The sequence below is a fragment of the Nocardia carnea genome, assembly GCF_029869215.1.
Lineage (GTDB): Bacteria > Actinomycetota > Actinomycetes > Mycobacteriales > Mycobacteriaceae > Nocardia > Nocardia carnea_B.
In genome coordinates this window covers 1-12,613 of sequence record NZ_JARWPM010000105.1, presented here as the reverse complement: position 1 = coordinate 12,613, position 12,613 = coordinate 1, and the positions used below count along the sequence as shown (strand labels likewise).

Annotated in this window: 10 protein-coding genes; 4 read left to right on the top strand and 6 right to left on the bottom strand. The window is 70.5% G+C overall.

All coding sequences use genetic code 11. From position 1 onward, the window contains the following. Nucleotides 1-417: 417 nt before the first annotated feature. The 4 genes from aroB to QH276_RS06090 all read left to right on the top strand — a co-directional run bounded on the left by aroB (nucleotide 418) and on the right by QH276_RS06090 (nucleotide 4,607). On the top strand, nucleotides 418-1,536 hold the full coding sequence (gene aroB / locus QH276_RS06105; RefSeq protein WP_280399979.1) for a 3-dehydroquinate synthase: 1,119 nt from the start codon (nucleotides 418-420) through the stop codon (nucleotides 1,534-1,536). 105 nt (nucleotides 1,537-1,641) lie between these two features. Then, a complete protein-coding gene (locus QH276_RS06100) occupies nucleotides 1,642-2,154 on the top strand; it encodes a DUF1772 domain-containing protein (RefSeq protein ID WP_280399980.1) in 513 nt (170 codons plus the stop codon). Nucleotides 2,155-2,670: 516 nt separating this feature from the next. After that, nucleotides 2,671-3,930: a sensor histidine kinase gene (locus QH276_RS06095; protein ID WP_280406661.1), complete on the top strand. Its 1,260-nt coding sequence runs from the start codon at nucleotides 2,671-2,673 to the stop codon at nucleotides 3,928-3,930. Then, nucleotides 3,927-4,607 carry a response regulator transcription factor gene (locus QH276_RS06090; protein WP_280399982.1) on the top strand — a complete coding sequence of 227 codons (681 nt, stop codon included), beginning with the start codon at nucleotides 3,927-3,929 and terminating at the stop codon, nucleotides 4,605-4,607. Before QH276_RS06095 ends, QH276_RS06090 begins: the two co-directional genes overlap by 4 nt. On the opposite strand, the gene QH276_RS06085 is transcribed toward QH276_RS06090, so the two are convergent. The 6 genes from QH276_RS06085 to QH276_RS06060 all read right to left on the bottom strand — a co-directional run bounded on the left by QH276_RS06085 (nucleotide 4,596) and on the right by QH276_RS06060 (nucleotide 12,411). Continuing rightward, nucleotides 4,596-5,069 carry a B-4DMT family transporter gene (locus QH276_RS06085; RefSeq protein WP_280399983.1) on the bottom strand — a complete coding sequence of 158 codons (474 nt, stop codon included), beginning with the start codon at nucleotides 5,067-5,069 and terminating at the stop codon, nucleotides 4,596-4,598. The genes QH276_RS06090 and QH276_RS06085 overlap by 12 nt on opposite strands. Before the next feature lie 80 nt (nucleotides 5,070-5,149). Next, nucleotides 5,150-5,977: a shikimate dehydrogenase gene (locus QH276_RS06080; RefSeq protein WP_280399992.1), complete on the bottom strand. Its 828-nt coding sequence runs from the start codon at nucleotides 5,975-5,977 to the stop codon at nucleotides 5,150-5,152. A gap of 79 nt (nucleotides 5,978-6,056) precedes the next feature. Next, entirely contained in the window at nucleotides 6,057-7,547 is a 1,491-nt protein-coding gene (locus tag QH276_RS06075; RefSeq protein ID WP_280399984.1) for an endolytic transglycosylase MltG, read from the bottom strand. Continuing rightward, nucleotides 7,544-8,146, bottom strand: coding sequence for a Holliday junction resolvase RuvX (gene ruvX, locus QH276_RS06070; RefSeq protein WP_280399993.1), 603 nt, complete (start codon nucleotides 8,144-8,146; stop codon nucleotides 7,544-7,546). The genes QH276_RS06075 and ruvX overlap by 4 nt, the downstream gene beginning before the upstream one ends. Next, nucleotides 8,143-10,821, bottom strand: coding sequence for an alanine--tRNA ligase (gene alaS, locus QH276_RS06065; RefSeq protein WP_280399985.1), 2,679 nt, complete (start codon nucleotides 10,819-10,821; stop codon nucleotides 8,143-8,145). Before alaS ends, ruvX begins: the two co-directional genes overlap by 4 nt. A 207-nt stretch (nucleotides 10,822-11,028) precedes the next feature. Next, nucleotides 11,029-12,411, bottom strand: coding sequence for a replication-associated recombination protein A (locus tag QH276_RS06060; protein WP_280406660.1), 1,383 nt, complete (start codon nucleotides 12,409-12,411; stop codon nucleotides 11,029-11,031). Between the last annotated feature and the right edge of the window lie 202 nt (nucleotides 12,412-12,613).

The following is a 12,613-nucleotide window of genomic DNA, read 5'->3' as shown; positions in this document are numbered from 1 at the left end:
CCGTCCCCCCTGCTCCTCCCCCCGCCGGGCCCCCCCCCCCCCCCGCCCCCCCGCGGGGCGCGGGGCGGGGCGCGGGCCCGGGGCGGGGCCCCGCCGCGCAGCCGCGGGCCAGCAGAAGGCCGCGGCGCCGGCCGCTGCAGGCACACCGGTGCCGAACACTCCTGGCGGCGCCGCGGCCGGGACGATATCCGGGGACACCGCGGCCGGAGCGGCCGCCGCCGGAAGGCCCGGCACGGCCGGTGCGAGTACCGACACGAATCACGGGTCCGGCCGGGAGCCGGGTTCCGACCCGGCCGCCGGCGCCGACGGTGTGCGTACCCCGGGCCGTTCCCGGCGGGCGCGGGCCCGGCGCGCGCGGGCCCGCAGACAGCAACGTGAACAGGCCGAGCAGGCACAGACAGGAACGGAGCAGCCCAGGTGACCGAACCGACGCGTATCGAGGTCCGCACCGCACAGCCCTACCCGGTGATCATCGGCCGCGGTTTGCTCGGTGATCTCGTGGAGGTCGTGACCGCTGCCGGCGGTGTACGTACCGTCGCGCTCTTCCATCAGCCGTCGCTGGTCGAAACCGCCGAGGTGGTGCGCACGACCCTGGCCGAAGCCGGGCTCGACGCACACCGGATCGAAATCCCGGACGCGGAAGCCGGTAAGGAACTCGCGGTGGCGGGTTTCTGCTGGGAGGTCCTGGGCCGGATCGGCCTGACCCGCAGCGATGTGGTGGTGAGCCTGGGCGGCGGCGCCGCGACCGACCTGGCGGGTTTCGTCGCCGCGACGTGGATGCGTGGGGTGAAGATCGTGCACGTACCGACCACCCTGCTGGCGATGGTCGACGCGGCGGTGGGCGGTAAGACCGGCATCAACACCGAAGCCGGAAAGAACCTGGTGGGCTGTTTCCACGAACCGTCGGCGGTGCTGGTGGACCTGGTGACGCTGGAAACCGTGCCGCGCAACGAGATCGTCGCCGGCATGGCCGAGATCATCAAGGCCGGTTTCATCGCCGACCCGGTGATCCTGGACCTGATCGAACGCGATCCGCAGGCCGCGCTCGACCCCACCGGCGATGTGCTGCCGGAACTGATCCGGCGCGCGGTCGCGGTCAAGGCCGAGGTGGTCGCCGCCGATCTGAAGGAGTCGGCGCTGCGGGAGATCCTCAACTACGGGCACACCCTGGGCCATGCCATCGAACGCCGGGAACGCTATCGCTGGCGCCACGGCGCGGCGGTCGCGGTGGGCCTGGTCTTCGCCGCCGAATTGGGCCGCTTGGCCGGCCGCCTGGACGACGCCACCGCCGACCGGCACCGCACCATTCTGGAAAGCGTCGGTCTGCCCACCACTTACGATCCCGACGCCCTCCCTCAGTTGCTGGAGGGGATGCAGACCGACAAGAAGACTCGTTCCGGTGTGCTGCGTTTCGTCGTGCTGGACGGGCTGGCCAAACCGGGCCGGTTGGAGGGCCCCGATCCAGCGCTGCTCGCCGCGGCGTACTCGGCGGTGGCGGGGTCCGGTTCGAGCGGGGGCAGCGCGATCCTGCTCTGACAGCACGGGAGCGTCGGAGGCGGCCCGCGCCTACGGAGAAATACGTAGCCGGCTCGCGTGCCATGGTCGATCCGCGGAAGCCCCGGCCACGGCTAACTTCGCCGTATGCCACAAATTTCCGGCTCGACTGCCGGTCCCGCATTGTTCGCCGGCCTGGCTGTGCTCGCCTTCGGCGGTATCGGCGTCGAGACCTTGATCATCTACCCGAACGTGTTCCACGATGTGCCGGATTCGCTGGCCGGGGCTACCGAATTCTTCGAGGTGACCGGCCCGGGAGATGTGTTACCGCCGCTCGGTGCACTGACCGTTGTCGCGGCGCTGGTGGCCGTCGGCACCGCTCGGCGGATCAGCGCGGCCCGCAATCGGCTGGCTGCCGGACTGGTCACCCTCCTGGCCGGAGAGTTCCTGTTCTCCGCCCTGTATTTCTGGCCGCGCAACGAGATCATGTTCGGCGAAGGCACCGCGGTGCACAGTGTGGATTTCCTGCGCCGGACTGCCACCGAATTCGAGACCGCGCACTGGTTCCGGCTGGGGGCGAGCGCCGTGACCGCAATCCTGGCGGTGACGGGTTTCCTCCGAGCCTACCGGGAGCAGGTGCGCATGGAGGTGGCGGCATGATGCGAGGGCCCGTTGCCGGTCTGCGTCCGCGGACCGCCGTCCTCCTGGCCGCCCTCGGAATCCCGCGGGCGGTGGCACACGACCTCGGGCTCGCGGGCCCCGCCGCCGATGCAGTCCTGGTTTTCGTACCGCTCGCCGTCTGGATCGGCTGGGTGTTGTGGCGCCGAATTCCGCCACTTCCGGCCCTCCCGGTTGTCGGCGTTTGCTACGGCATACTGCTGGCGTCATCCATCAACTGCTGTGGACCAGCGCATTCGCCGACGGGCCACCGGCACTGGGTGGAAACCTTGCCGGACGCCTCTCTCTCACGTTCGAGGAGGCCGTCCTCCGGCTGGCGTCCGCAGGCAGCAGCATCGTCACAGGCGTACTTCTCGGGCTGGTCACCGGAGTCGTGGCGTGGGCACTTGCCCGGATTGCCGGGCGCACCGTAGGCCCGGCCGGACCGTGAGCCGGACACTGGACACAGACGACCGTCACCTGCATGGCCGAGAGCGCGCCAGGGAGGAGGGATCCACGGTGACCCACACCAGTGCGCGGAAACCCCCCGCCTCGTGGTCCGCCCGGTTTCGCGGCGCCCTGCGGGCGCGCCGATCACCCACACCCGGCACGCTCGTGCCCTCACCGGAACGGGCCGGCGACGGCCGGTTCGCGAGGCGGGTCGATATCGTTCTGGCGATGACCGTGCTGGTCGCGGTCGGTGCGGCGATCACTGCCGATGTCGGCGGCCCCGGAATCGTGCCCGTACCCGCCTACCTGTTCGGGGTTCTGTTCAGCGCGCTGATCCTGGCGCGGCGGCGTCGGCCGGTGACCGTTCTGATGGTCTCGGCTGTCGCGCTGCTCGGCTACTACATGCTGGGGTATCCACCGATCGGGCTGGCGCTGCCCCTCGCCGCCGCCTTGTTCTCCGCCGCCGAACACGGGCGGCCGTACTGGTCGGCGGGTATCGCCGGTGCGCTGCTGCTGATCTCGACCTCCGTTCGCCTGGCCCACGGCGACGACCCCGGGTTCGTCCTCGGCCTCGAGCTTCCGGCCTCGGCTGCACTGATGGCGGCGGTTATCGCGCTCGGCGACAGTGTGCGGTCGCGCCGCGGCTGGCGTGCGCAACTGGCCAAACAGGCCGCGGCCGCCGCCGCCGAACGCGAGCAGGACGCCCGGCGCCGGATCGCGCAGGAACGGGTACGTATCGCGCGCGACCTGCACGACCTGCTGGCACACACCGTCTCGATCATCGGCCTGCACACCGATGTCGCCCGGGAATCGCTCCGCGACGATCCCGCCACCGCCGAACGCTCACTGGCGGCGGCGCGTGGGGCATGCCGGACAGCGGGCCGGGAATTGCGCGCGACGCTGGACGCTCTTCGCGACCCCGGCGATACGAGCCGCCCGCTGTCCGCCACCTCGGCGCGGCTGGCCGAACTCGTCGCCGCCACCCGGGCCACCGGACTCGTCGTGGAATGCCACGGCGCGGAGTCGGCCGATCGGCTGCCGGCCGTCGTCGGCGATACGGTCTTCCGGTTGGTGCAGGAATCGCTGAGCAACGTGCTCCGGCATGCGGCGGCCCGGCGCGCGACCGTGGAGCTGGAACCGGACGGCAGCGGCATCCGGGTGCGGGTGACCGACGACGGCCGCGGTGGTACCGGCGAACCCGGTGCGGGCTGGGACATCATCGGTATGCGCGAACGGATCGCCCTGCTCGGCGGCACGTTGCGCGCACAACCGGACCCTAAAGGTGGATTCGTGGTCGAAGCCCGGCTACCGGTACCGGATCCGGCATGATCCGGGTCGTGGTGATCGACGATCAGCCGCTGATCGGAGAGGGTCTGCGCGCACTGTTGGAACGCGCTACCGATATCGAAGTGGCCGGGCTGGCCGCCACCGGCACCGACGGCGTCGCCCTCGTCACCCGCACCCGGCCGGATGTGGTGCTGATGGATATCCGGATGCCAGGCGGCGACGGTCTCACCGCGACCCGGCGGATCGTCGCCGACCCCGCATTGCGCCACGTTCAGGTCATCGTCCTGACAACATTCGATACCGACGACAACGTCCTCGAGGCGATGCGGGCGGGCGCGGCCGGATTCCTGGTGAAGGATATCGACCCCGGCGATCTTCGGGCGGCGGTGCGGACAGTGGCCGCCGGCGAGGCGCTGCTCTCCCCTGCCGTCACGCGCCGGGTGATGCAGGCGGCGGCGCGGGCCGCCGGGCCGAGTCCGCGCGCCGCGGCACTGCTGGAGCGGTTGACCGCACGGGAGCGTGAGGTCCTTCGCGCGGTGGGAACGGGTCGCTCCAATGCCGAAATCGGCGCCGCCCTACATATGAGCCCGGCCACGGCCCGGACCCATATCGGCCGGTTGCTGGACAAACTCGACGCCCGCGGTCGTGCCGAACTGGTGGCGATCGCCTACGAAACCGGGCTCATCGTGCCCGGTGCGCGGCCGGTCTCAGGCGGCTGAGCCCGCCGGCCGCAGTCCTGCGGCGCCGGCGCTCCGGCTCTGTGCCCGGCGCACCAGCATCCGGCCCACGGCGACGCCGATGAGCGCGGGGACGAAGATCAGCAGAACGATGAACGCGGAGGCGGCGGTGGCCTCGAACAGCAGGCCGGCGTCGCCGAGATCGACCCCGGGCAGGAAATCCAGCGCCCACGACACCAGGCCACAGCCGATACCACCGGCCACCGCGGCCTGTAGCCACAGAATCGTCAGATCGGCGCCCTGTTCCGGGTTCGGGTTGGCCCGCCGGTCCGCGCGGCCGTCGTGCAGGCCCCACGCAACCGCTGCGCCGATCAGGACCACCAGGCACAACAGCCGCAGCCATAGGCCGTAGGTGGCGGCGAACCCCATCGCGAATCCGAGGAGTACCCGCAGCACCACGGCGAGACCACCGAGCGCCAGTGCCCGCAACAACCACGCAGTCATGCCGATCACCATAACGCCCCGGGCGCAAACCTAGAACCGGTTACAGAATTTTGCGGTGCCGAGGCGGCGCGCCGGGCGCATCAGCCCTGGCCGGCCAGGGCGGCCACCATTGCCGCACGCGGAGCGGGTTCCCCGGTGAACTGCTCGACCTGTCCGTAGGCCTGTTCGAGCAACATCTGCAGACCGCCGATCACGGTATGCCCGGCCGCCGCGACGGCTTCGGCCAGCGGTGTGGGCCACGGGTTGTACAGCGCGTCGAGGACCACGGGAGCCCGCGCCACCGATTCGGCGACCGCCGCGGCGGCCTGGTACGGCACCGTGCTCACCACCGCACCGGCCCCGGCGCAGCGATCGGCCAGATCCGCGGCGTCGAAACCGATCACCTCGGGGTCCGCGCCCAGCCGCCGGGCGAGCTCGCAGGCATTCGCGGCGCGCCCGGCGTCGCGGGCCACGATGGTGATCCGGTGGGCGCCCAGCTCGGTGAGCGCCAGCAGCGCCGGGCGGGCGGTACCGCCGGCGCCCAGGACGACCGCCTCGGACAATCCGGTCACCCCACCGCCGCGCAGCGCGCCGCGCACACCGTCCACGTCGGTGCAGTCCGCCCGCCACCCGGACTCGGTCCGCACCAGCGTGTTGGCCGAACCGACCAGCACCGCCCGTTCGGTCCGTTCGTTCGCGTAGGCGAGGGCGGCTTCCTTGTCCGGCATGGTCACCGACAGTCCGACCCATTCCGGGCCCAGCCCGTCCACCAGCCGGGGCAACCGGTCGGCGGTGCATTCGATCCGGTCGTAGGTCCAATCCAGTCCCAGCGCACGATAGGCCGCCAGATGCAGCTGCGGGGACCGGGAGTGGGTGATGGGGCTACCGAGGACGGCAGCCCGCCGCGGCCCGTTCCCGGGCGGCGGCACGGCCACCGCGGTACCGGTGCGGGCCGTGGCATCGCCGCCCGCCGCGGAGCCCGCCGGTGTGCCGGGGGCCGGTGTCGAATCAGCGCCCACTGTCCAGAATCCCGCTTTCCAAGGCCAATTCGATGTTTTCCAGATGTTCGCTGTAGCTCTTGGTGAACAGGGTCGTGCCCTCTTTGTCCACGGTGACGAAGTACAGCCAGTCCCCCGGCTCCGGCTGCTCCATCGCTTCCAGCGCACCGATCGACGGCGCGGAGATGGGGGTGGCGGGCAGGCCGACCATGGCGTAGGTGTTCCACGGGGTGGTCTGCGCGCGATCGGCGTCGGTGGTCGCGACCTCGGTCTTGTCGAGGGCGTAGTTGACCGTGGAATCGAACTGCAGCGGTTGCCCCACCTCGAGCCGGTTCAGGATCACCCGGGCCACCTTGCTCATATCCTGGGGCAGCGCTTCCCGTTCCACCAGCGAAGCGCCGATCAACGTCTGATAGGGGCTCAGGCCGTTGGCTCCACCGGATTGGAGCAGCCCGGTGGCCTCGTAGCTCGCCGCGCTCTCGCTGACCAGTTTCCGCAGGATCTCCTGCGCGGAACTGTTCGGGTCGAAATCCCAGCTGCCGGCGGCGATCAGACCCTCGAGCTGGCGACGCCGATCGGGCACCTGCCGCACGGCGTCCATCGCCCATTCCGGCACGCCGAGAGCGGCCAGATCGGTACCGGCGCCGGCCTCTTCGAGCTGTTCGTAGGTGACGCAGCGCTGCTGCCCCGCCGGTCCGACACAGCTGGCGGCGGCGATCTTGGTGTAGATCCCCTCCTTACGCGCGCCGGTGTTCACATCGTGCTGATCGTGTAACTGCCGGCCCTCGGAGATAACCAGATTGCCCACCCGTGAATCGGGCGAGACCAGCGCCGCCACCGCATCTTTCGCGGGACTGCGCTCCGGGATCTCGTAGTAGCCGGGCTGGATCGAGTTCATCCCCTCGTTCTGCACGGCGGCCTCGTAGAACGCATCGGAACTCGCCACGACACCGGCGTCGGCCATGGTGGCCGCGATCTCGGTGGCGGTATCACCGGCCGCGACGTGGACGATCACCGGCGCACCGCCCGGTCCCGCGAAATCCTCGGGCGGGGTGTAGCGGTTGAGGAGTTTGTACCCTCCGGCGCCGACGACGAGCACCAGCACGATCGCGGCGGCCGCCCACAGCCACTTGCGGCGGCCGCCCTCTTCCCGCTCCCGAGCCCGGCGCGCGGCGGCCCGGCCCCCGCGGCGCGGTGCGGGCCGGGTACCGGCCCGCGAACGGGCGCGCGATCGCGGTACCGGATCGCGTGCGGGTTCGTCGTCGTAGTCGTCCTCGTCGATGTACTCGTCCTCGTCGACGTAGCGGGGTATGACCGCGGTGTCGTCGTCCTCGTACGGATCCCAGCCGGCGTCCGGTTCGTCGTACCCGGCCGGCTCGTCGGTGACCGGCGCGGCCGCCGCCCGGCGGGACCGCTCCCAGGCCCGGTCGTCGCGGCGGTATTTCCGCTCGGCCTCACGCTGCCGGAATCGCGCCTCCGCCTGCGCCCACCGATCCGTCATACATCGTCTCCGAACAACGCGGTACGTGCCGCGTCCTCGGCCGACCTCATCATCGAACTCCGTTCGTCCAACCAGCTCTGCAGGATCGATACGGCAGCCGCCTGGTCGATCACCTGCCGCTGCCCACGTGCTCGGACACCGCTGTCCCGCAGAGCGCGTGCAGCAGACACCGTAGTCAAACGTTCGTCGGAAAGGCGGACCGGCACTTCGGGCAGCGAGTCGCGCAACTTTCCGGCGAACTCGACGGCGAGGCGCGCCGCGGTCCCGCTCTCACCGCGCAGCGTCCGGGGTAACCCGACGATGATCTCCACCGCCTCGTATTCGCCGGCGATCGCGACGATCCGCGCGATATCCGCGCCGGCGGCCGCGCCCCCGCCGCCGGAGCTCCCGGAGCCCCGGCCGGGTCTGCGACCGCGTGCGGGCGCACCGGCCCGGGGCACGGTTTCCACGGGGGTGGCGAGCACCCCATCCGGGTCGCTGGCCGCGACCCCGATCCGGACACTTCCCACGTCGATCCCCAGGCGCCGGCCGCGGCCGGGATCGGAACCGGGATCCGGCCGGTCGACCGGGATATCCGGGCCGGAACCAGCCGCCATCAGCCGGCGTGCGTGCCGATATGGTCGCGGACCGCCGCCAGGCCCGCTTCGATACCCGACGGGTCCGATCCCGCACCCTGGGCCATCTCGGGCTTGCCGCCGCCGCGGCCGGATATGCTGGGGCCGAAGACGCCGACGAGCGCACCCGCGGCGAATCCGAGTTCCTGGGCCGCCTTGTTCACGGTGACGACGAACGGCACCTTGCCCTCGTTATTTCCGAGCAACACGACAATGGCGGGTGACGACCCGAGCCGGCCGCGAATATCGGTCGCCAGAGTGCGCAGATCACCGGCCGCCACCCCTTCGGGTGCCGCGGCGGCCACCAGCAGGACCGCACCGATCCGCTGCGCCGCGTCGGCATAGGAGCCGGCGGAGGACAGGACCGCCGCGACCTTGGTCCGTTCGAGCTCCTTCTCGGCGACCTTGAGCCGGTCGACCAACTGCTCCACCCGGCCGGGCACTTCGTCCGACGGCACCTTCAGCATGGAGGCGACACCGGCGAGCAGGGCCCGTTCCTTCGCCAGATGCCGGTAGGAATCCAGGCCGACGAATGCCTCCACGCGACGCACCCCCGACCCCACCGAGGATTCGCCGAGCAGGGTGATCGGGCCGATCTGCGAGGAATGCCCCACATGGGTGCCACCGCAGAGTTCCATGGAGAACGGGCCGCCCATTTCCACGACCCGCACCCGGTCGCCGTAGTTCTCGCCGAACAATGCCAGCGCACCCATTTCCCGGGCCTTCGGCAGATCGGTGACGAAGGTGTTCACCGGATAGTCGGCGCCGACCCCGTCGTTGGACACCGCCTCGATATCGGCTTTCTGGGCTTCGCTGAGCTGGCCCTGCCAGTTGAAGTCGAACCGCAGGTAACCGGGCTTGTTCAGGGAGCCGGCCTGCACCGCGTTGGGGCCGAGGACCTGCCGCAGCGCCGCGTGCACCATATGGGTGCCGGAGTGCCCCTGGGTGGCACCGCGCCGCCAGGCGGGATCCACCTGGGCGAGCACCACATCGCCCTCGGTGATCTGGCCCTGCTCCACCGTGCAGCGATGCACCCAGAGTTTCTTGGCGATCTTCTGGACGTCGTTGACGACGAGCTTGGTCCCGGCGGCGGTGATCGTGCCGCGGTCGGCGATCTGGCCACCGGATTCCGCATAGAGCGGGCTGCGGTCCAGGATCACCTCGATATCGGTACCGGCGGTCGCGGTGGGCACCCGGACCCCGTCGCCGATCAGCGCGAGTACCCGCGCCTCGGAGGTCAGCTCGTCGAAACCGGTGAACTCGGTATCGCCGCGGTCGACCAGTTCCTTGTACACCGACAGATCGGCGTGAGCGTGCTTGCGAGCGTGCGCGTCCTCCTTGGCGCGCTGCCGCTGCTCGGCCATCAGCGACCGGAACCCGGACTCGTCCACCGACAGGCCCGCCTCGGCCGCCATCTCGAGGGTCAGGTCGATGGGGAAGCCGTAGGTGTCGTGCAGGGTGAAGGCGTCGGCGCCGGAAATCGTGCCGGTATTCCCGGCCGGGGTGGCCGCCTTCACTTCCTCGACGGTTTCGTCGAACAATCGCGACCCGGTGGCCAGCGTCTTACGGAACGCGGTCTCCTCGCCGACCGCCACCGTTTCGATCCGGGCGAAATCGGTCGCGAGTTCGGGATACGACGGCGCCATCAGATCGCTCACGACCTGCATGAACTGGCTCATCACCGGCTGTTCGGCACCGAGCAGGCGGGCCGAGCGCACGATCCGGCGCAGCAACCGGCGCAGGACGTAGCCGCGACCGTCGTTACCGGGGTTCACCCCGTCGGCGATCAGCATGGCCGAGGTCCGCGCATGGTCGGCGATCACCCGGAAGCGCACATCGTCGGCGTGTTCGACACCGTAGGACCGGCCGGTGAGTTCTTCGGCCTTGTCGATGATGGGGCGCAGCAGATCGGTTTCATAGACATTGTCGACGCCCTGCAGCAGCAGCGCGATGCGCTCGATCCCCATCCCGGTGTCGATGTTCTTCTTCGGCAGCACACCCACCGGCGGATGCCCGAGTTTGGGGCTCTGCTCGCCGCGGATGTCCTGCATGAAGACCAGGTTCCAGATCTCCAGGTAGCGGTCCTCGTCGGCGACCGGGCCACCGTCGCGGCCGTACTCGGGGCCGCGGTCGTAGTAGATCTCGGAGCAGGGCCCGCCGGGACCGGGGACGCCCATATCCCAGTAGTTGTCCTTGCCGTCGCGGAACTGGATCCGCTCCTCGGGGATATCGGCCACTTTCCGCCACAGTTCGGCGGCCTCGGGATCGGCCTCGTAGGCGGTGACCCAGATACGCTCCGGGTCGAACCCGTAGCCGCCCTCCTCCTGCGATGTGGTGATCAGTTCCCACGCGAAGCGGATGGCGCCTTCCTTGAAGTAATCGCCGAAGGAGAAATTCCCGGCCATCTGGAAGAAGGTGTTGTGCCGGGTGGTGACGCCGACTTCCTCGATATCGCCGGTCCGCACGCATTTCTGCACGCTGGTCGCGCGCGGGTACGGCGGCGTCTGCTGGCCGAGGAAGTACGGTTTGAACTGCACCATGCCCGCGTTCACGAACAGCAGGTTCGGGTCGTCGAGAATCAGCGATGCACTGGGCACCTCCGTATGCCCGGCACGAACGAAATGGTCCAGGAATCGCCGTCTGATCTCGTGGGTCTGCACAGATATCCAGCCTACCGGGACGGTGCACACGATTTTCACCGAGCCGGGTTTGGCGTATCCGCGCATCGGCTCCGGCCGTGCGCGACTGCCGCTCGGCCCGGCGGCACCGCACCCGCCGGGCGTGCACACCGGTCTGCGCACGGCGGGGTGACTCCGGCTACACCCGCTTTGCCGATGTCGACGCCCGGCGGCCGGGCTTACGATAAGCTACGCCCGGCCCCGCCCGTTCTGGTTTCGCAGACCACGGACGATCCGTCGCAACGTACTCACCCGGGGGCCGACGGTGCGCTCGTTGCCGTGGTCGGTCGGGTGGTAGTAATCCACCCCGACCAGTTCGTCCGGCGGGTACTGCTGCGCCAGCACCCCGTCCGGATCATCGTGTGGGTACCTGTAGCCCTGGGCATTGCCGAGCAGCGCGGCGCCCGAGTAGTGCCCGTCACGCAGATGCGGTGGCACTGCCCCGGCCTTACCAGCCGCCACATCGGCCATGGCCGCGCCGATCGCCGCCACCACCGCCCCCGATTTCGGTGCCGTCGCCAGATGGATGGTGGCCTGGGCCAGCGCCAGCCGGGCCTCCGGCAGCCCGACCAGCTGCACCACCTGCGCGGCGGCGGTCGCGGTCTGCAACGCGGTGGGATCGGCCATTCCGATGTCCTCGCTGGCGTGGATCATCAGCCGGCGGGCGATGAACCGCGGATCTTCCCCCGCGGTCAGCATCCGGGCGAGGTAGTGCAGCGCGGCGTCCACATCGGAGCCGCGGATGGATTTGATGAACGCGCTGATCACGTCGTAGTGCTGGTCGCCGGCGCGGTCGTAGCGGACGGCGGCCTTGTCGACACTGGCCGCGACCAGGTCGAGGTCGATCTGCCCGTCCAGCGAGGATTCCGCGGACGCTTCCAGGGCGGTGAGCGCCCGGCGCGCGTCTCCGCCGGCGATCCGGACGATATGGCCGATCGCCTCCTCGGTGATCGTGTACTGCCCGTCCAGCCCGCGGGAGTCCGCGAGCGCCCGGGTGAGGACGACGCGGATATCGTCGGCGGTCAGCGACTGCAACTGCAGCACCAGAGACCGCGACAGCAGCGGCGCCACCACCGAGAACGACGGATTCTCCGTGGTCGCGCCGACCAGCAACACGATCCGGTTCTCGACGGCCGCCAGCAGCGCATCCTGCTGGGTTTTGGAGAACCGGTGCACCTCGTCGATGAACAGCACCGTCTGCTCCCCCGCGGTGAGCCGCCGCCGGGCCACATCGATCACGGCTCGCACTTCCTTGACCCCGGCAGACAGCGCCGACAGCGCCTCGAACCGGCGCCCGGTGGCATGGGAGATCAACGAGGCCAGCGTCGTCTTACCGGTCCCCGGCGGCCCGTAGAGCAGCACCGATGCCGCCCCCGACCCCTCGACCAGCCGGCGTAACGGCGACCCCGGCCCGAGCAGATGACGCTGCCCCACGACCTCGTCGAGCGACGCGGGCCGCATCCGCACCGCCAAGGGCGCGTGGGAGTCGGCGAGACGTGCGGCCCGCTCGGGCACGGCAATATCCGGCATGGCCGATTGTGCGCCGGGCATATCGAACAGACCGTCACTCATTCTGCGTCCCCTCGGCGCATGACCGCAGCCGGCGCTCGATCCGCACCCCGCATGCGCGGACCGGAGCGAAAGCGGAGGTACCGCCCCACCGCCGCCCGCCCAGACGCATTCATGCCAGCGACCGTACCGCCCCCCCCCCCCCCCATACCCCAACCGCACCCCGGCCGGGGCCCCCCCCGGGGGGGGGGGGCCACCGGGGGGG